Consider the following 17769-nt stretch of genomic DNA (forward strand, 5'->3'; position numbering starts at 1 on the left):
TTTTTTTTTTTTTTTCAATGATTTATGTTGGTCGTTGTATAGTGGGTTAACAAAAATCAGGACAAGGCGGGGCAACGCCGTACCGGTTTTTGTTAATCCTCTATATATTTGTGCGTTGTGGGGCTGCCTTTTGTGCACGGGTATGAGAATGCCGTCTGAAAAAGGTTTCAGACGGCATTGTGTGTTTAGAGTTTATTTTTTCATCGCTTCGCTCATTGCCTTGATGTTGTGGCGGTACATTCCGATGTAGGTGTCTGCGGGTGCGTTGCCGAGTGCGTCAGAGTAGAGTTTGCCGCTGACGTTGACACCGGTTTCTTTGGCGATGCGGTCAACCATGCGGGTGTCTTTGATGTTTTCGGTAAAGACGGCTTTGATGCCTTCGCGTTTGATTTGTCGGATGATGGCGGCGACTTGTTTGGCTGAAGGCTCGGCTTCGCTGCTCACGCCTTGCGGGGCGATGAATTCGATATGGTAACGTTTGCCCATATAGGAAAAGGCATCGTGCCCGGTCAGGACTTTGCGTTTGGCGGCAGGGACGGCGTTAAATGCGGCTTGTGCGTCGCTGTGCAGTTTTTTGAGCTGCATTTGGTAGTTGCCCAAGCGTTGTTGATAATAAACTTTGCCTTCGGGGTCGGCCTTTATCAGGGCTTCGGCAACGTTTTGGGCATAGGCGGACATAAGGACGGGGTCGTTCCAAACGTGGGGGTCGAATTCGCCGTGGTCGTGGTGGTGTCCTTCGTGGTCATGGTCATGATCGTGGTCGTGATGGTGTCCGCCTTCTTCTTCGGCTTTGAGGGGTTGGATGCCTTTGGTCGCTTCGGCATAGGATACTTTGCTTTGTTTGACGGCGCGTTGCACGTCGGCAGCTTCAAGTCCCAAGCCGTTAATCAGGACGAGTTTCGCACTGCGGATTTTTTTAATGTCGCCACTGGTCATATGATAGGCGTGCGTATCTTGGTTGGCTCCGACCAAACTTTGTATGGATACGCGCTCTCCGCCGATTTGTTTGGCAACGTCGCCTAAAATGCTGAAGCTGGTTACGACGGGCAGGGGGGCGGCAGTTGCGGCGGTGGTTAGCAATGCGGCAATAAGGGTGAGTTTGAGGTGTTTCATAACTGTTCTCCTGTGATATAACGTAACATCTGTTATGGTAAAACAAGCCGCCTGTTTGTTCAAGCGGCTTGCGGGGTCAGGTGGTGTGGTGGCGGTGGTTTTTGAGCCATTTGGTCAGAATGCCGCCTTCTTTGCCGAGTATGACGGAAAAGAGATAAAGGACGCTGCAACAGAGGATGATGGCGGGACCGGAAGGAATTTCGATGTGGTAGGAAATGAGCAGTCCGCTCAAGCCGCACAGCAGGGCTGTCAGAACGGATAGGAGGATGAGTGCGCCCATATGCTTCGCCCACAGGCGGGCGGTAATGGCTGGCAGCATCATGAGTCCGACGGACATGAGTGTGCCGAGGGCTTGAAAGCCGGATACGAGGTTCATGACGACCAGGACGAGAAAGAGGACGTGCCAAAGCCCGCCTTTGCCGCCGACGGATTTGAGGAACAGGGGGTCGATGCTTTCGAGTACGAGCGGGCGGTAGATGACGGCAAGGGTAAGCAGTGTGAGGGTGGATACGGCGGCGATGAGTTGCAGGGCAGGAATATCGACGGCAAGTACAGAGCCGAAAAGCAGATGCAGCAGATCGACGCTGCTACCGTTTTTGCTGACGAGGACTACGCCGATGGCGAGGCTGCTGAGATAAAAGGCGGCAAAGTTGGCATCTTCTTTCAGGGTGGTGAAGCGGCTGACGAGTCCGGCAAGCAGTGCCATCAGCATGCCTGCGGCTACGCCGCCCAAACCCATGGCGGGCAGGCTTAAGCCGGCAAACATGTAGCCGACGGCGGCACCGGGCAGGACGGCGTGGCTCAATGCGTCGCCTATCAGGCTCATACGGCGCATGACGAGGAATACGCCGACGGGTGCGGCACTGAGGGACAGGCAGAAGACGGATGCGAGGGCGTAGCGCATAAAGTCGAATTCTGCAAAGGGGGCAAGGAGCAGGTCGTAGAGGTTCATGGTTTTTCGGTTTCAGACGGCATTTATGACGCGCACCACTCGGGGCTTTCCTGTTGCTGCATTTTGGCGTTGGCTTGGGCGAGGTAGGGTTCTGTCAGAATGGTCTCGGTTGCGCCTGCCGCAATTTTTTCGCGGGCAAGCAGCAGGGTATTGGGAAAGTAGGCACGGACTTGTTCGTAATCGTGCAAAACGGCAATGATAGCGTGTCCGCCGCAATGGCATTTTTGCAATACGTCGAGAAGTTCGTAGGTCGTCCGTGCGTCAACGGCATTGAAAGGTTCGTCAAGCAGCAGGAATTTGGCGTTTTGGACAAGCATCCGTGCAAACAGGACGCGTTGGAACTGTCCGTTGGAAAGGTGGGCAATCTGGCGGTGGGCAAACTGCCGCATTCCTACACGTTCCAAGGCTTCGTGGACGCGTTGTCTTTGAGCGGCATTTATCCCTTTGAAAAAGCCGATTTCATACCAAAGCCCCATTGCCGCCAAGTCGAAAACGGTCATAGGTTGGGAGCGGTCGATGTCGGACTGCTGGGGAAGGTAGGCAATGTTCTGACGGGTCAATCCGTCCAGCCGGATGCTGCCCGTATCGATAGGCTGCAATCCCATTAAGGATTTGAGAAAGGTGGATTTCCCCGCGCCGTTGGGACCGAAAACCGCCCACATACTATGTTCTTCAAAAGTAATGTCCACATGGTGCACGGCAGGTCGGCGGCGGTAGCTGACGGTCAGGTTTTCAACGATGATGCTCATGCGGATACTGCCCAAAAGTAAACGCCCCATAAAAGGGATACGGCAATCAGGGCAAGGACGAGGCGGAAGGTCAATCCTGATAGTAAAAGGGAAGGTGTCATGATGATTTGCGGTTTTGAAAGGGAAGGCGGTAAAGCGTTTATCGTTATATGGCTGATATGATACTGTATAACGTTTGGTCTGTAAATTTTGTTCGGTTCGGACGGGGATTCGGGATGTGCCGGAAGGGGTGTGCTTCTTGGTGCTGTTCCGTTGCGGATGTTGCGGCAATAAGAAATGCCGTCTGAAGGTTCAGACGGCATTGGGGGAAAACGGTTTGAATCAACCTTTGCGTGCAGGCAGTTTTTCTTTGATGCGTGCAGCTTTGCCGGTCAGACCGCGCAGGTAGTACAGTTTGGCACGGCGTACGTCGCCACGGCGTTTGACTTCGATTTTTTCGACGGTAGGAGAGTACAGTTGGAAAGTACGTTCAACACCTTCGCCGCTGGAGATTTTACGGACGATGAAGTTGCTGTTCAGACCGCGGTTGCGGCGTGCAATGACCACGCCTTCGTAGGCTTGCAGACGGCTGCGGGTACCCTCCACGACGCGTACGGATACGACTACGGTGTCGCCCGGTGCGAATTCGGGGATTTCTTTGTTCAGGCGGGCAATTTCTTCTTGCTCGAGCTGTTGAATCAGGTTCATTGTTTTTTTCCTAAATTATGATTGGATTTCCCGTTGCTCTTGCCGGATGGTTTCCAAGAGGCGGGATTCCTTTGGGATTAAAACGCGCTTTTCCAAAAGATCGGGTCTGCGCTCCAAGGTGCGGCGCAGCGATTGTTCCAACCGCCATTCCGCTATCAAGCCATGATTGCCGGAACGCAATACTTCCGGAACAGCCATGCCTTGAAATTCTAAGGGTTTGGTGTAGTGGGGGCAGTCCAAAATGCCGCTTGAGAACGAATCCTGTTCGGCAGACTGAATGTCGCCCAATACGCCGGGTACGAGCCTCAATACTGCATCTATCAGCATCATGGCGGGAAGCTCTCCGCCGGAAACAACAAAATCTCCGATGCTGATTTCTTCATCGACGCTGCTTTGCAGCAGTCTTTCGTCTATTCCCTCATAGCGTCCGCACAATAAAATCATATGCGGGAGCTTGGCCAGTTCTACCGCTTTTTTATGTGTCAGCGGTTTCCCTTGCGGGCTGAGGTAGATGACTTTTGCGGTTTGGGAAGATTGTGCTTTGGCGTGTTCTATCGCCGCATGAAGCGGCGGAGCCATCATAATCATTCCCGGACCGCCGCCGAACGGGCGGTCGTCGATGTAGCCCAATCTGTTGTCGGCAAACTTTCGGGGATTGACTGCTTCAAACTGCCAGATTCCCTGTCTGTTTGCGCGTCCCGTTACGCCGTAGTGGGTAATGCTGTCGAACATTTCGGGGAAAATGGTAACTGCCTGGATAAGCATCAGTAGTCCAAACCCCAGTCGGCAGTAATGGTCTTGCTGCCGGTATCGACGGTTTCGATATATTGGGAAACGAACGGAATCAGGATTTGCCCGTATTTTCCATTAACCACTAATACGTCGTTTGCACCTGTTTCCATCAGGTTGCTGACTTTACCCAGGATGGTATTGTCTTTATTGGTAACGGTCATGCCCACCAAGTCGGCCCAGTAGTATTCTCCTTCTTCCGTCGGTGCGAATGCTTCACGGGGGATTTCGATGGTGTAACCGCGCAATGAGAATGCCAAGTCGCGGTCGTTTATGCCTTCAAATTTGACTTGGAGCTCACCGTTGACAACTTTACCCTCCTCAAGGGTAACGACGACAGTTTTTCCGTCTTTAACCAATTGCCACTCGGGGTAATCCAAAAGGCTGTCGGAATACTCGGTATTGGCAGCAATTTTTAGCCAGCCTTTTATGCCGAATACACCTTTGATGTAGCCCATGGCTACCCGGTTTTGAGTGTCTGTCATGTCGGAAAATACGGATTAGGCGGCTTTTTGTTCTTTAATCAGTTTTGCAACAGAGTCGCTAACCTGCGCACCTTGTGCAATCCAGTGGTTCAGGCGGTCTGCGTTGAGGCGTACGTGCTCTTGTTTTTCGTTGGCTACGGGATTGTAGAAGCCTACGCGTTCAATGAAGCGGCCATCGCGGCGGTTGCGTGAGTCAGTAACGATGACGTTGTAGAAAGGGCGGTGTTTTGAGCCGCCGCGTGCCAAACGGATAACTACCATCTTTAGGTCCTTTTGAGAAAATCGGATATATGGAAACTGCTAATTTTAGGGTATTTTGTGGTTGGTGCGCAAGTTTTTATTTGTTTTTGTTGTTGTTGTTTTGTCGGGCACGAGGTGAAGGTATGCACGGTATAGGTTTTTTTCGGTGTCTGATTCTTTGAGGGTAAATCCTGATTTTTCAGCAAGTTTGATCATGGGGGTATTGGTTTTGAGGATGTCGGCACTCATGCTCAGGTAGCCTTGTTGTGTTGCGGTATGGATGGCGAGGTTCATCATTTGCTGTGCCAGCCCGCTGCCGCGCATATTTTCTGCCAATGTGATGCCGAACTCGCATTCGTTGCGGTTCAAGCGGCTGTGGCGGACGACGGCGACGATGTTGCTGTCGGCATCCCTTGCTGTCCATGCGGCTTCACAGTGGTAATCGGGGTTGCACAGGCGTGCCAACGTGGCTGCGGGCAGTTCGTTGGTGTGGGTCATGAAGCGTGTGTACCGTGCTTCGGGGCCGAGGCTGCGGACGAACTGCTGTTTTGCTTCTGCGTCTTCGGGCAAAAGGGGGGTAATGGTAACGGTCGTGTTGTTTTTTAGGGACAGTGTTTTGGGGTGTGCTGCGGGATAGGGGGTAAGTACGTTGGGTACGGCTGCTCCGGTTTCGGTTTTGCTGCCGAGCAGTTCTGCGGCGGCTTCGCTTGTGTGGCGGAGAAATTCGGCGGCTGTCGGGTTTTTGTGTTTTAGGTATGCGGCGGCACTCTGCATTTTTGCGGCGGCATGTTCGAGGGTTTGGGCGGCTTTGCCTGTGTTCTTGCGTTTGGGCGTGTCGTGTGTTTCGGGTGTCTTTAAGAGGAAATCGCTGCTGTATTGTCCGCCGTTGAGGTTGAGGGTGATGCCGAGAATGTGTTGGCGGTATTCGGGAATGACGGTCAGTGTGTGCAGGAACTGGTCGAGGGTTTGTGTGCCGTCGAGTTCGGCAAAGTGGGCAAGGTGGCGGCTGTCGAGCGTGGTAAACGGCGGGAGTACGGCAGTGGTTTGTCCGTTGCAGCGTGCGGTCAGGATGTCGCCATAGAGGGGGTGGCTGCCGAATTGGAATTGGACGGCGTTATGGGTGGTGTGCCGGTAGGGGGGGAGGTGCAGGGCTTCGGCGAGCAGGGAGGAATTTGCCGCTGCAAGGGCTTTTTTGATGTTTTGGGATTGCGGTGTTTTCAGACGGCACGGTTGCGGCGGTGCAATGTCGAGCTGTGCCTGTTTCAGGGCGGCGGCGGTGTTGCGGTAGGAAAGGGTGCGGATTGCCTGAGTGGGGGTGTCGAAATGTGTTATGCCGTCTGAAAAGGGGCTGCTGACGAGCAGGGGTTTGGCGGTCTGTTCGGACAGTCGGATAAGGGCGCGTGCTGTTTTTTTGTAATCCTCGTGTCCGGAGGGACTGAGGATGGTTAGGACGGCTTGGGTGTCGGGGCGGGCAAGCTGACGTGAGGCGATGTCGTGGCAGATTGAGGGTGTGGGTGTGCCGGTCAGGTGTCCGTTGCGGATGTGGTGGGGAAGGTTGGGAAAGTGGAGGGCGAGGTTTTTTGGCGCGTGCGCGTTCAGCCATTCGGCAGGCGTGTCGGACAGGATGTCGAGTCGGGACAGGGGTGGAAGGTCGGACAGTTGGGCGCGCAGTGCGGCTTCGAGGTCGTCGTCGTTGAAACTGATGAGGAAGTTGCAGTGTCGGGCGAGGCAGTGCAGTACGGCACGGTCGGTTTCTGTCGTGCGGCAGGTGATGTGGAGAATCAGCGGCGTATGGCGGGTAAATTGGCGGATTGCGCTGAACAGTTTGCGCTGATCCTCTTCAGGGTTGTGGTGTAGGACGGCGGTTTTGGTGTGCAGGCTGTGTCCGAAGCGGTTGAGCCAGTCTGAGGAAGTGATGGGGCTGATGCCGTAGTTCAGGCTGATGTGGCGGGATATGCCTTGATGGAGTTTTTTGAGGACGGTATCGATTTGGCGGCTGACGGCGGCATCTCCGGTCAGTATGGCGGTATAGCCTGCGGCGTATTCGTCATGGGTGCTGATGTTGAGTCCGAGCGAAGGAATCTGAATGCCTGCTGTGGTGCAGGCGGTAATGTTGATATGGTCTCCGTGGTGTTTGCGTATGGCAGTTTCGGCGGTGTGCAGTTCTGCGGCAGACAGGCTGTCCCAGTCCTGTATGAGGATGATGTGTCGGAGCTGCTTTTTGCGGCAGGTTTTGAAGAGGGTGTCGTAACTGTCGGGTAGGGTAACGGCAATAATCAGGTCGGCACTGCCGGGGATTTTGTTGAGGCTGGTGTAGGCGGGCAGTCCGGCTATGGTGTGGTGGCGCGGGTTTACGGGGGTGATTTTTCCTTGAAAGGGCGTACTCAGCAGGTTGCTGAGTACACGTTCGCCTAGGCTGTACGGTTGTTCGCTCGCGCCTATCAGGATGATGTGGTTGGGCATGAAGAAGTAGCCGGGATCGGTTTGTGTCGGCATGATATATTCCTTTGCGGACGGTATGTGCGTGATTGTTGGAGATGCACTCACTGTGTGTTTGTTTTGGGGTAACTGTTTGTGCAATGCCGTCTGAAGTGGGTTCAGACGGCATTATGGTCAGTTCGCACTTTTTTCTGTTTTGGAACCGATTTTTTTCTTGGGTAGGATGAAGCGCATCCGCAGCCCGTTTGGTTTGATGTTTTCGGCGATGATTTTTCCGCAGTGCTGTTCAATAATATGTTGGGTCAATGCAAGCCCCAGTCCCGTTCCGGGCTTGTTGGCACTGGAGTCGGCACGGTAGAAGGCGGTAAATATGTGGGGAAGCTGCATTTCGTCTACACCCGGTCCGTTGTCGGTAACGTCGATAATCCAGTGTTTGTGGTCTTGTCCGATGTTGATCAGGATGGTGCTGCCTTCCGGGCTGTAATTGACAGCGTTGCGGATAACGTTGTCGAAGGCGCGGTACAGGTAACTTTCATTGGCATATAGGGTGGCGTTTTCGGGAATTTTCCCGTCGGCAGACAGGGTAACCGTTTGTCCGTTTTTCTGGGCAATGCTTTGATTGTCTTCTACAAGGTTGCTTAGGAAGGGTAGGAGTTTCAGTTTTTCTTTTTCCAAAGCCATATTGGAGGTTTCGAGGCGGGACAAGGTTAAGAGTTCGCCGACCAACGTATCCATGCGGGTCAACTCGCCTTCGAGTCGTTTTAGGTATTGTTCCTGTTTTTGGGGTTGTGCCTGAATTAATCCGACAATTGCCTGCATACGGGCAAGCGGGGAGCGCATTTCGTGGGAAACGTGGTGGAGCAGGTGGCGTTCTTTGGCAACGAGTTTTTCGAGTTTTTCCGCCATTTTGTCGAATTGGATGGCAAGATGGGACAATTCGTCGTCGCGGTCGTCGACCTGTTGGGAGATGCGGGTTTCAAGTTCTCCGTTTGCCACCCTGTCCATGCCGTTGCCTAAGATTCTGATGGGTTTGGCAATGTTGCCGGCAAGGATATATGCCATCAGCAGTCCGACGATGATGATGAAGGAGAGGATGATGAATTCGTGCCAAATCGGGGCAAGCGGCAGGCCCGGGATAAACAGCGGGCTGGGCAGGCGTTGTGCCTGGCGGTTGTCCCAGCCTTTAATGAAGAACAGGTATTCTTCGCCGAAACGGTCGTATTCGATGCGGACAAGGTTGGAATGGGGGTTGTTGGCGGCAAACAGCCGGGCGCGTTCTATGGTGTAATTGTCGATATAGCGGTTTAAGATGTCTTTTTTCTCGTCGCCCTGTATGACGTAAACGGCGGATGAGACGGGGCTGTCTTTCCATTCGGTCAGGATTTCGCGTGCGCCGTTGTCGCCCCGTGTCTTGAATGCGGAAATAATGCTGCCCATCAATGTGGTTTCGATGGTGCGGCGTTGGTTGAATTGGTTTTCGGCAAGGGTGTTCTGCACCAGCCAAAAAGAAAAACTCGCCACAAAGATTGCGCAGACGATAACCGCGCAAAATGTGGCGAAAATGCGTTGGAACAGTTTCATTTGCCCGCTGCTTCAGTTTTTGACAAACAGGTAGCCCAAGCCGCGTACGGTTTGAATCAGGGAGGCATCGCCCAGCTTGTGCCGGATGCTGGAAATGTGCACGTCGATGCTGCGGTCGAATTTTGCCAGCTTGCGGTCGAGTGCTTCGACGGACAGGGTTTCTTTGCTGACTACCTGTCCGGCATGGCGCATCAGGACTTCGAGCAGGTTGAATTCGGTGCTGGTCAGTTCGAGCGGCGTGTCTTTGACGGATGCCTGGCGTTTGGCGGGGTACAGGACGACATCGCTGACGGAGATGCTGTTGGGTGCGTTGTTCTGTTCGCCGCCGTGTTGCGCGCGGCGGAGGATGGCATTGATGCGTGCCAAGAGTTCGCGCGGCGTGCAGGGTTTGGGCACATAGTCGTCCGCACCCATTTCCAAGCCGATGATTCGGTCGATGTCGTCGCCTTTGGCGGTCAGCATGATGATGGGGACGGTGCTTTGGGCGCGTACGTTTTTCAAGACATCCAATCCGTTCATTTTGGGCATCATAGAATCCAATACGACTACATCGTATTGCCCGCTCAGGATTTCCTGTACGCCTGCTTCGCCGTCGGGAACGCTGTGGACGTTCAGACCTTCGGCACTCAGGTATTCGGTCAGCAGTTCGGTCAGCAGGGCGTCGTCATCTACGAGTAATACGCGGCTCATGGTGTTTCCTTTTCCGTGGTGGTATGCGCCCGCTAGGTTTGGGACGGGCATGAAACAGGTGTTTAACGGTTTATCTTAACACGGCTGCAATGTTTTTTGATAGCGTATTTTTCTGCGTGTTTGCTGTTTTTTGCAATGCTTTGCAAGGGTTTTTATATTTCAGACGGCATACACATCCGCCGGCGCGGGTCATTTGCAGGGTTTTGCTTCCGGATGGTCGGGCGCGGCGGCGAAGGCTTTGCAGTCTTTGAGCAGTTCGGGCAACAGCGGCGCCCATACGGGCAGTTTGCGGATTTCGTCGGCGTATCGGGGCATCAGGTAGGGGTAATAGGACTGTGTCGCCCGCATCCATTGTTTTGCTTCTGCAACTTTGCCTTGCCGCATCAGGTAGAGGGCGATGCGGTAGGTGGCGGAGTAGGGGCGGTATTTTAGTGCTTTGAGGGTTGCTTCTTCCGCCCAAGTCTGGGTTTCGGGGTATTCCGGCAGGGCGAAGTTTACGAGGGAGAAGTCGGCATAAAAGGACAGCATCGGACTGTTTGCGGAAATATAGCGCAGTTTGTTGATTTTCCGGTTGAGGGTTTTGGCACTGTCGTCAGTGGCGGGGGAAAAGGCGTTAACCAGCCGGGTGTATGTCCAGTCCAAGTGCAGCAATCCTGCGAATATGGCGGCGGAGGCGGTCAGTATGCCGAGGTTGGCGGCTTTTTTGAAGGCGATGCCGTCTGAAGCCTCTGCGGGGGACAGGAAGAGCATCAGTCCGAAGGGGATGAGGAAATAGACATACCACAAAGGATATTCGAGCATACTGTGGCACATGCTGACGGCAAGGGCGCAGATCAGGAAAAGCGATGCGGGGGTCAGAGGGCGTTTAAGCAGCCCGGCAATGCCGGTCAGCAGGGTTGCGGCAACCAGAAGCGTGCCGCTGATTCCCATCTCTGCAAGGAGTTGGAGGACGATGTTGTGGGAATGGGTGAACAAGTTGCTGAGGAGGTTGTCGTGTATGTTGTGCTGTTCGGCATTGATGAGGAAGGTTTGTTGGGCAAAACTGTTCCAGCCGTGCCCGAATATCGGGGCGGACTGGAAGGCGGCAAGGGCTTTATTCCATTCGATTTGGCGCGGCAAGTCTGTGAAACCGCCGTTGGCGACGCGTTCGACGGCAGTTTCGTAGCGGATGCCTGTAAAGGTTTCCAGAATGGTGTTCATGGAAAATTGGAACAGCGCGGTAAGGAATACGGCTGCGGCTATGCCGAGTATCGTCCGCCTGTTGGATTTGTCCGAACGGAAATACCAGAAGGGAAGGATGAGGGCGATGGCGGCTATGTAGGTCAAGATGGTGCGCGAATTGACCAGGCCTAAAACGGCGGTCTGCATAATCAGGCAGATTGCGCCGAGGGCGGCGGGGATTTTTCGTTGTCCGTTGAGGTAGGCGGCGGCGAGTATGCCCCACATGAGGTAGTGTCCGAGGTTGTTGCGCTGCCCGATGTGTCCGATTACGCCTTGCCCGCTGTAAACGATGATGTTTTGAAGCAGGGGGGTGTCTTCCCAGCCGGCAAACTGGATGACGACGATGCAGGATTGAAGCAGGGAGCCGATAAGCAGCGACCAGGCAAACAGGGTAACGATGCGTTCTTGCCCGAAGTGTGCGACCAAACTCTTGCAGGCCCACGCGCTGACGGCGAGCAAGATGAAAACCCAAGAGGCGATGTCGTTCATTCCGGGGTAAATCAGGTTCATTAGGCGCGCCTGAAGATACCAAAACGCCGCCATTGCAAACAGAAGGAAGCTGATGGCGGGGATTTTGACATCAAACAGCTTTTTTCCTGCCGTGAAGAACAACAGGACAATCAGGCCGGCTGCGGCGGCGGCATCGTGGTAAAAGTCGGGCGACGGTTCCAGCCTGAGCGCGAAGGTAAAGGGGACGATGCCTATCCAAAGGAAGCAGGGCAGGATGTAAATCGGCAGTTTGGCGGCGGGGCGCGCGCCGGATACGGTCGTTTCAGCGGACATTGTTTGTTTCCTTGTATTGTTTGACGAACGACAGGCAGGAGATGAAGAAGATGATGCTGAATACTGCGGAAAGCGCGGCGCAAATCTGTTCTGCCGGATAAGCGTCGAACAGGCGCATGACGGCTTCGGCAAAATAAATCAGAACCAGCATAGAGCTGTATTGGTAGGTATAGATTTTTTTCTTCAGAATACCTGAAAGCGGCAGACAGAGGGGGAGGGCTTTGAGCGCGAGCCACGAACCGCCCGGGCGCAACGGTGCAATCCACAGTTCCCAGGAAAGGGACAGGATTATCAGTGCAATCAGGCTGAAAGAGGCAAGGAGGTAAGCGGTTTGTCTGTTCACGGCAGTCTTTACGGTTTAAGGGCGGACAAGGGGGAGCGGTATCCCAAATCCTGCAACATCGAAACGGTTTCATAAACGGGCAGCCCCATAATGCCGCTGAAGCTGCCTTCGATAGATTGGATAAAGATGCCGCCTATGCCTTGTACGGCGTAGGCGCCGGCTTTGTCCATCGGTTCGCCGCTTTGCACATAGGCGGAAATTTCTTCCGAACTCAGGGGTTTGAAAACGACGTTGTTGGTTTGGACGCGGCTTGTCGTTTTGCCGCGATAACGGATGCAGACGGCAGTCAGGACGGTATGCCCGGTTCCCGACAGCAGTTTTAAGAATTTGACTGCTTCGGCTTGGGAGCGGGGTTTGCCTAATATAATGCCGTCTGAAACAACGCAGGTATCCGCTGTAATCAAGGGAAAGTCAGGCATTGCGCCGTTGGTTTCGCAAAAGAGGGTCAGGGCGGTTCGGTTTTTTTCTTCTGCCATCCTTTGAACGTAACGGGCAGGGTCTTCGTTCTGTCTGACCGTTTCGTCGATCTCGGCAGGCAGCTTGACGACCCGATAGCCCAACTGCGTCAGGATTTCCATTCTGCGTGGGCTGCCCGAACCTAAGTAAAGGGTGTTCACGGTGTGCTCCTTAATGTGCGACGGGGCTTCAGACGGCATAGTGTCAGGTTTTTGCAGGCGGCTGTATGTCGCCATCCTGTTCTGAACGTGGAGTGAAGAAGCGTCCGAACCAAATACCTGCTTCGTATAAGAGAATCAGCGGAATGGCGAGCAGGATCTGAGAAATAATGTCGGGCGGCGTGATGATGGCGGCAATGACAAACGCGCCGACAATCACATAGGGGCGGGCGTGTTTGAGCTGTCCGGTTGTTACCACACCTATTTTGGTCAGCAGGATAACGACAATGGGGACTTCAAACGTTGTGCCGAATGCGACAAACATCCCCAAGATGAAGGACAGGTATTTGTCGATGTCGGTCGCCATATTGACCCCGACAGGGGTAACGCCGGCAAGGAATTTGAAAATGACGGGGAAAACCAGAAAGTAGGCAAACGCCATGCCGATGAAAAACAGGCTGACGCTGGAGAGGACGAGCGGCGTAATCAGGCGTTTTTCGTTTTGGTAGAGGGCGGGTGCGACGAATGCCCAGATTTGGTAGAGCGTATGCGGCAGCGAAATTAAAAATGCCGCCATCAGGGTAACTTTGACCGGCACGAAAAATGGTGCGATGACGTCGGTGGCAATCATGCTGGTGTCTTTTGGCAGGTTTGCCATCAGCGGGTCGGCGATAAAAGTATAGAGCTGCTGGGCAAACGGCATCATGCCGAAAAAGCAGACGAGAATGCCGACAACCATCCACATCAGGCGGCGGCGCAGCTCGATGAGATGCTCGACAAGCGGTTGGACGGTTTGTTCGTTTTGTGCTTCGGACACCGGATTGCCCTCTTTATGATTTACGGACGCGCAATTTAGGTTTGGCGCGGGATTTAGGACGCAAATCGCGTTTGCGGCTTATTGCCTGTTTGCGCAGCGAAGTGGTATGCGGAACAGGGTTTTCAACAGCAGCGGTATCGATATAGCTGACTTCCACGGTCTGTGCGGCAGGCGAAGAAGGTGCGGTCAGGTATTCGCGCCATGCGCGGTCTTTATCGGTTTCTGAAGGTTCAGCTGTGCCGCCGGTTTGCCCGTCGTCCCCAAGGGTTTTGGCGGAAGCGTCGGAATGTTCGGGCGGCATAACGTCGGAAATGCCGTCTGAACCGCCATTGTCCGCATCGGGAAGCGGATTGCCGTTTTCATCGACACCGAAATCGGCAGGCGTGCGCTGTTCGGGCAGTTTGTCCCAGGGCTTCAGACCGTCGGAAATGTCGTGCAGATTACCCTCCATATCCGTACCGGTTTTTTTGAGGCTGTCACGGACTTGCGCGGCGGCGGCTTCAAATTCCTGCTTTGCCTTCCTCAGTTCTTCCAGTTCGATTTGAGTGTCAAATTCCTGTTTGACGCTTCCGACAAAGCGTTGCAGCCTGCCGATGAGCCGTCCGGCAGTGCGGGCGGCTTCGGGCAGGCGTTCTGGACCAAGGACAATCAGGGCGATAACGCCGACCAAAATCAGCTCGCCCAAACCGAAATCAAACATAAATTACGCTTTGTCTTCGTCTTTTTTGTGTTCGATTACATCGTCTTTTTTGGCATCTTTGCCATCGGTGCCTTCGTTCAGCCCCTGTTTGAAGTCATGAACTGCGCCGCCGAGGTCTTTGCCGACGTTGCGCAGTTTTTTGGTGCCAAATATCAAAACGACGATGATTAATACGATAATCCAGTGCGTCAGAGAAAAACTGCCCATGATGTATCCTTAAGTAAGTATTAGGGGTTGATTGTGAAATAACGGTTTATACGGGTGTGCCCATGATGTGTATATGCAGGTGGAAGACCTCTTGTCCGCCGCCTTTGCCAGTGTTGATCAGGGTTTTGAAGCCGTCTGCCAGTCCTGCCGCTTTGGCGATTTCGGGAACTTTCAGCATCATTTTTCCCAAAAGGGGCTGATGTTCGGGAGCGGCGTGTGCCAACGAATCGAAATGGACTTTGGGAATCAGCAGCAGATGAACCGGAGCGGCGGGGTTGATGTCTTTGAAACAAACCATTTCGCCGTCTTCATAGACGGTTTGCGCCGGAATCTCTTTGGCGGCAATTTTACAGAAAATACAGTTGTCCATAACGGCTCCGATGCCGTCTGAAAAGCGGTCAGACGGATTGAATGTGGGAAAGTGCGGATTGTAATATAAATTCAAGATTCTGTGCGAGCAGCTTTTTCGGCCAAGCCCGACAAACCTTGACGGAGCGCAAGTTCGTCCAGTACGTCTTCCGCCTTCAGGTCGTGGTGTGTCAGAAGAATCATGGTGTGAAACCATAAGTCGGCAACTTCGTAAACCAGGTGGGACGGGTCTTTGTCTTTGGATGCCATCAACACTTCGCCCGCTTCTTCAATCACTTTTTTTAGGATTTTGTCCTCGCCCTTGTGCAGGAGCTGTGCGACGTAAGATTCGGACGGGTCGGCAGATTTGCGCTGGATGATGGTTTGTTGGATGGCGGATAGTACGGAATCTCCCATGATTTTCCCTCTGTTTGTTTCTGTTTGTTCGGAATGATAGGCTAAACGGCTGCTTTCGGGCAATACGCCTGTTGCGTTTCGTTGGAAAAATGCCGTCTGAGCGTTTCAGACGGCATTTGTGCTGTTGCAAATGTAATTTGCTTACAGGTTTGGATTCACAATAATTTTAACGGCGGATTCGTTGTTGTGAATCAGACGCTCAAAGCCTTCGGAAACCAGTTCGTCCAGCTTGATGCGCTGGGTGATGAAAGGCTCGAGGTTGATTTTGCCTTCTTCGACCAGTTTGATGGTTTCCGCGTGGTCGTTGCAGTAGGCAATCGTGCCGCGCACATCCAGTTCTTTCATCACGACGCTGTGGACGTTGACGGTGGCGGGGTGGCTCCAGATGGATACGATAACCAAGTTGGCGGCGGGTTTGCAGGCTTCGACCAAAGTATCCAACACTTTGTTCACGCTGGTACATTCGAATGCCACGTCCACGCCTTCGCCGTTGGTCAGTTTTTTCACTTCTTCGACGACATCGACTTCGGACGGGTCGAGGATGTAGTCGGCAACGCCGGATTCGCGGGCTTTGTCTTTGCGCGCTTTGCTCAATTCGGTGATGATGACTTTGATGCCTTTGGCTTTCAACACGGCGGCCAACAGCAAACCAATCGGACCTGCGCCGCCGACCAATGCGACATCGCCTTCTTTCGCGCCGCTGCGTACATAAGCGTGGTGGCCGACGGACAGAGGCTCGATCAAAGCGGCTTGATCCAACGGGATTTTGTCGGAAATCGGATGCACCCAACGGCGTTTGACGGCGATTTTTTCGGACAGGCCGCCGCCGCAGCCGCCCAAGCCGATGAAGTTCATGTCTTTGGAGAGGTGGTAGTTGCTGCCGGGGCCGGTCGGTACGTTATCGTGTACGATGTAAGGCTCGACAACAACGTGTTGACCGACTTTGATGTCGTCTACGCCTTCGCCGACGGCATAGACCACGCCGGAGAACTCGTGTCCCATCGTGACGGGTGCGGACTCGCCGGAAATCGGGTGCGGATGACCGCAGGGCGGGATGAAAATCGGGCCTTCCATAAATTCGTGCAGGTCGGTGCCGCAGATGCCGCACCAGGCGACATTGATGCCGACGGTGCCGGGGGCGACGGCCGGTTCGGGGATGTCTTCGATGCGGATGTCGCCTTTATCGTAAAAACGTGCTGCTTTCATTGTAACGCTCCTTGTTTTCAAGTAGGAATGCCGTCTGAAAAATGTCGGACGGCGGTTGAAATGGGAATGGCGTGAAGAAGCCTGACCGTTTCCGGTTGAATCTGTTTAGATGTTATTTTACTACAAGAGACGTGTTTAAGCACGCGGAAGGCTTTCTGTTTGCGTCAGGTCAAATAATGATGCCGTCTGAAAACCGAATCGGCTTCAGACGGCATTTATATCGTAACGGTCGGATTGGGTAGGTTGGCGCACCTGTCCGGTTTTCGGTTTGGCAAACCGTTTTTTTGTCGGGTTCAGTGTTTTCTGATAGGCGGTTGCGGCATCGGATTTGCCCAGCCCTGCCAGCACGCGGATATGCTCGGCAGCAGATTGTGCCAGAGGTTCAAGGGTGTAGCCGCCTTCGAGTACGGATACGATTTTGCCGGGGCAGCCCGATGCCGTCTGAATGATTTTGTGTGTCAGCCAGGCAAAATCCGCCTCGTGCAGGTTGAGCCTGCCCGATTCGTCCAGACGGTGTGCGTCGAATCCTGCCGACAGCAGCACCAGTTCGGGTTTGAATGCGGCAAGCCGGGGCAGCCACTGTCTGCGGACGGCTTCGCGGAATGTGCGGCTGCCCGTTCCCGGCGGCAAGGGCAGGTGCACCATATTGCCGCCGCCGGGCATATCGTTGTTTTCGGGGAAGGGGAAAAGGTCGGTTTCAAACAGGTTGAAAAACAGGATGCGCGGATCGTCTTTGAATATTTCTGCCGTACCGTCGCCGTAGTGGACATCGAAATCGATGACGGCAATGCGTTTCAGGCGGTATTCGGCAATGGCATGCATGACGCCGGCGGCAACGTTGTTCAGCAGGCAGAATCCGCCGGCTTTGCCGCTTTTCGCGTGATGCCCCGGCGGGCGGGCGGCGCAAAAGGCATGCCATGCTTTGCGTTTCATGACCATATCGACTGCCTGAACTGCCGAACCGGCGGAAAAACGGGCGGCGGACAGGGAGTTTTTGCTGATAACGGTGTCGTCGTCCAAACGACAAATCTTGCCGTCTTCGGGTAGGCAAGATTCCAAACGGTTCAGATATTTGCTCGAGTGGACAAGTGCAAGGCGCGTATCGCTGATTTCTTCCGCCTCTACGGTTTGGAGGTGCTGCCAAATACCGGCGCGGCGCAATGCCTGCTCGATGCAGAGGATGCGGTCGGGCGAATCGGGATGGTTTGCTCCGGGTTCGTGTCCGGTGCAGGCGGGGTGGAAAAGCCAGGCGGTCTGGGCGTTTTTGCCCAAAAAAAGGTGCAGCAGGGCGTAGAGTTTCAGGAACAGGCGGGTCAGCGGCATGGGTTCGGGAAAGGGGTTGCAGACGGCATACGGTTGGGTATGGGCAGCAAACCCGATATATTGTT

At 54.0% G+C, this 17769-nt stretch carries 21 protein-coding genes; all 21 read right to left on the minus strand.

The features are described 5' to 3' along the window. Positions 1 to 192: 192 nt before the first annotated feature. The 21 genes from Q9J80_RS00005 to Q9J80_RS00105 all read right to left on the minus strand — a co-directional run bounded on the left by Q9J80_RS00005 (position 193) and on the right by Q9J80_RS00105 (position 17704). A complete protein-coding gene (locus Q9J80_RS00005; RefSeq protein ID WP_304672692.1) occupies positions 193 to 1113 on the minus strand; it encodes a metal ABC transporter substrate-binding protein in 921 nt (306 codons plus the stop codon). A 76-nt stretch (positions 1114 to 1189) separates the two neighbouring features. Further along, positions 1190 to 2065, minus strand: coding sequence for a metal ABC transporter permease (locus tag Q9J80_RS00010; RefSeq protein ID WP_002219667.1), 876 nt, complete (start codon positions 2063 to 2065; stop codon positions 1190 to 1192). A 23-nt stretch (positions 2066 to 2088) separates the two neighbouring features. Beyond that, a complete protein-coding gene (locus Q9J80_RS00015) occupies positions 2089 to 2814 on the minus strand; it encodes a metal ABC transporter ATP-binding protein (RefSeq protein ID WP_304671347.1) in 726 nt (241 codons plus the stop codon). After that, complete coding sequence (locus tag Q9J80_RS00020) at positions 2811 to 3116, minus strand: hypothetical protein (RefSeq protein WP_304671346.1); 306 nt, start codon at positions 3114 to 3116, stop codon at positions 2811 to 2813. Before Q9J80_RS00020 ends, Q9J80_RS00015 begins: the two co-directional genes overlap by 4 nt. Positions 3117 to 3135: 19 nt before the next feature. Then, positions 3136 to 3501, minus strand: coding sequence for a 50S ribosomal protein L19 (rplS, locus tag Q9J80_RS00025; protein WP_002217809.1), 366 nt, complete (start codon positions 3499 to 3501; stop codon positions 3136 to 3138). 15 nt (positions 3502 to 3516) lie between these two features. Further along, a complete protein-coding gene (gene trmD / locus Q9J80_RS00030; protein ID WP_301673466.1) occupies positions 3517 to 4266 on the minus strand; it encodes a tRNA (guanosine(37)-N1)-methyltransferase TrmD in 750 nt (249 codons plus the stop codon). Continuing rightward, positions 4266 to 4775, minus strand: coding sequence for a ribosome maturation factor RimM (gene rimM, locus Q9J80_RS00035; protein WP_301673467.1), 510 nt, complete (start codon positions 4773 to 4775; stop codon positions 4266 to 4268). The genes trmD and rimM overlap by 1 nt, the downstream gene beginning before the upstream one ends. A 15-nt stretch (positions 4776 to 4790) precedes the next feature. After that, entirely contained in the window at positions 4791 to 5036 is a 246-nt protein-coding gene (rpsP, locus tag Q9J80_RS00040) for a 30S ribosomal protein S16 (RefSeq protein WP_301673468.1), read from the minus strand. A gap of 45 nt (positions 5037 to 5081) precedes the next feature. Beyond that, positions 5082 to 7511 (minus strand): bifunctional acetate--CoA ligase family protein/GNAT family N-acetyltransferase, encoded by a 2430-nt coding sequence (locus Q9J80_RS00045; protein ID WP_304672690.1) that lies wholly within the window; start codon positions 7509 to 7511, stop codon positions 5082 to 5084. Positions 7512 to 7628: 117 nt separating this feature from the next. Next, the gene (gene misS / locus Q9J80_RS00050) at positions 7629 to 9035 is read right to left on the minus strand and encodes a two-component system sensor histidine kinase MisS (protein ID WP_304672689.1); all 1407 of its coding nucleotides are present in this window, start codon (positions 9033 to 9035) and stop codon (positions 7629 to 7631) included. A gap of 12 nt (positions 9036 to 9047) precedes the next feature. Beyond that, positions 9048 to 9725: a two-component system response regulator MisR gene (gene misR / locus Q9J80_RS00055; protein WP_304672687.1), complete on the minus strand. Its 678-nt coding sequence runs from the start codon at positions 9723 to 9725 to the stop codon at positions 9048 to 9050. Positions 9726 to 9914: 189 nt separating this feature from the next. Then, positions 9915 to 11729: a PglL family O-oligosaccharyltransferase gene (locus Q9J80_RS00060; protein ID WP_304672685.1), complete on the minus strand. Its 1815-nt coding sequence runs from the start codon at positions 11727 to 11729 to the stop codon at positions 9915 to 9917. Further along, complete coding sequence (locus Q9J80_RS00065) at positions 11719 to 12072, minus strand: DUF2069 domain-containing protein (protein WP_107818535.1); 354 nt, start codon at positions 12070 to 12072, stop codon at positions 11719 to 11721. Before Q9J80_RS00065 ends, Q9J80_RS00060 begins: the two co-directional genes overlap by 11 nt. 8 nt (positions 12073 to 12080) lie before the next feature. After that, positions 12081 to 12689, minus strand: a complete 609-nt coding sequence (locus tag Q9J80_RS00070) for a Maf family nucleotide pyrophosphatase (RefSeq protein WP_301818658.1) — start codon at positions 12687 to 12689, stop codon at positions 12081 to 12083. A 43-nt stretch (positions 12690 to 12732) separates the two neighbouring features. Beyond that, entirely contained in the window at positions 12733 to 13503 is a 771-nt protein-coding gene (tatC, locus tag Q9J80_RS00075; RefSeq protein ID WP_304672682.1) for a twin-arginine translocase subunit TatC, read from the minus strand. 13 nt (positions 13504 to 13516) lie between these two features. Then, positions 13517 to 14203 (minus strand): Sec-independent protein translocase protein TatB, encoded by a 687-nt coding sequence (gene tatB / locus Q9J80_RS00080; protein ID WP_304672680.1) that lies wholly within the window; start codon positions 14201 to 14203, stop codon positions 13517 to 13519. A gap of 3 nt (positions 14204 to 14206) precedes the next feature. Next, complete coding sequence (gene tatA / locus Q9J80_RS00085; protein WP_304671340.1) at positions 14207 to 14410, minus strand: Sec-independent protein translocase subunit TatA; 204 nt, start codon at positions 14408 to 14410, stop codon at positions 14207 to 14209. 46 nt (positions 14411 to 14456) lie between these two features. After that, positions 14457 to 14780 carry a histidine triad nucleotide-binding protein gene (locus Q9J80_RS00090; RefSeq protein ID WP_003753957.1) on the minus strand — a complete coding sequence of 108 codons (324 nt, stop codon included), beginning with the start codon at positions 14778 to 14780 and terminating at the stop codon, positions 14457 to 14459. A gap of 71 nt (positions 14781 to 14851) precedes the next feature. Next, entirely contained in the window at positions 14852 to 15175 is a 324-nt protein-coding gene (locus tag Q9J80_RS00095; RefSeq protein WP_304671339.1) for a phosphoribosyl-ATP diphosphatase, read from the minus strand. Between the two features lie 141 nt (positions 15176 to 15316). Continuing rightward, complete coding sequence (locus tag Q9J80_RS00100) at positions 15317 to 16381, minus strand: 2,3-butanediol dehydrogenase (protein ID WP_301669191.1); 1065 nt, start codon at positions 16379 to 16381, stop codon at positions 15317 to 15319. Positions 16382 to 16585: 204 nt separating this feature from the next. Continuing rightward, a complete protein-coding gene (locus tag Q9J80_RS00105; protein ID WP_301673472.1) occupies positions 16586 to 17704 on the minus strand; it encodes a histone deacetylase family protein in 1119 nt (372 codons plus the stop codon). Positions 17705 to 17769 lie beyond the last annotated feature (65 nt).

Origin of the sequence: Neisseria blantyrii (genome assembly GCF_962747855.1) — a bacterium.
In the GTDB taxonomy this organism is placed as follows: Bacteria; Pseudomonadota; Gammaproteobacteria; order Burkholderiales; family Neisseriaceae; genus Neisseria; species Neisseria viridiae.

Excerpts from the sequence above, each read along its gene's own strand:
- Q9J80_RS00005 (WP_304672692.1), bottom strand. The coding sequence starts at position 1,113 with ATGAAACACCTCAAACTCACCCTTATTGCCGCATTGCTAACCACCGCC.
- Q9J80_RS00010 (WP_002219667.1), bottom strand. The coding sequence starts at position 2,065 with ATGAACCTCTACGACCTGCTCCTTGCCCCCTTTGCAGAATTCGACTTT.
- Q9J80_RS00015 (WP_304671347.1), bottom strand. The coding sequence starts at position 2,814 with ATGAGCATCATCGTTGAAAACCTGACCGTCAGCTACCGCCGCCGACCT.
- Q9J80_RS00020 (WP_304671346.1), bottom strand. The coding sequence starts at position 3,116 with ATGCCGTCTGAACCTTCAGACGGCATTTCTTATTGCCGCAACATCCGC.
- rplS (WP_002217809.1), bottom strand. The coding sequence starts at position 3,501 with ATGAACCTGATTCAACAGCTCGAGCAAGAAGAAATTGCCCGCCTGAAC.
- trmD (WP_301673466.1), bottom strand. The coding sequence starts at position 4,266 with ATGCTTATCCAGGCAGTTACCATTTTCCCCGAAATGTTCGACAGCATT.
- rimM (WP_301673467.1), bottom strand. The coding sequence starts at position 4,775 with ATGACAGACACTCAAAACCGGGTAGCCATGGGCTACATCAAAGGTGTA.
- rpsP (WP_301673468.1), bottom strand. The coding sequence starts at position 5,036 with ATGGTAGTTATCCGTTTGGCACGCGGCGGCTCAAAACACCGCCCTTTC.
- Q9J80_RS00045 (WP_304672690.1), bottom strand. The coding sequence starts at position 7,511 with ATGCCGACACAAACCGATCCCGGCTACTTCTTCATGCCCAACCACATC.
- misS (WP_304672689.1), bottom strand. The coding sequence starts at position 9,035 with ATGAAACTGTTCCAACGCATTTTCGCCACATTTTGCGCGGTTATCGTC.
- misR (WP_304672687.1), bottom strand. The coding sequence starts at position 9,725 with ATGAGCCGCGTATTACTCGTAGATGACGACGCCCTGCTGACCGAACTG.
- Q9J80_RS00060 (WP_304672685.1), bottom strand. The coding sequence starts at position 11,729 with ATGTCCGCTGAAACGACCGTATCCGGCGCGCGCCCCGCCGCCAAACTG.
- tatB (WP_304672680.1), bottom strand. The coding sequence starts at position 14,203 with ATGTTTGATTTCGGTTTGGGCGAGCTGATTTTGGTCGGCGTTATCGCC.
- tatA (WP_304671340.1), bottom strand. The coding sequence starts at position 14,410 with ATGGGCAGTTTTTCTCTGACGCACTGGATTATCGTATTAATCATCGTC.
- Q9J80_RS00090 (WP_003753957.1), bottom strand. The coding sequence starts at position 14,780 with ATGGACAACTGTATTTTCTGTAAAATTGCCGCCAAAGAGATTCCGGCG.
- Q9J80_RS00095 (WP_304671339.1), bottom strand. The coding sequence starts at position 15,175 with ATGGGAGATTCCGTACTATCCGCCATCCAACAAACCATCATCCAGCGC.
- Q9J80_RS00100 (WP_301669191.1), bottom strand. The coding sequence starts at position 16,381 with ATGAAAGCAGCACGTTTTTACGATAAAGGCGACATCCGCATCGAAGAC.
- Q9J80_RS00105 (WP_301673472.1), bottom strand. The coding sequence starts at position 17,704 with ATGCCGCTGACCCGCCTGTTCCTGAAACTCTACGCCCTGCTGCACCTT.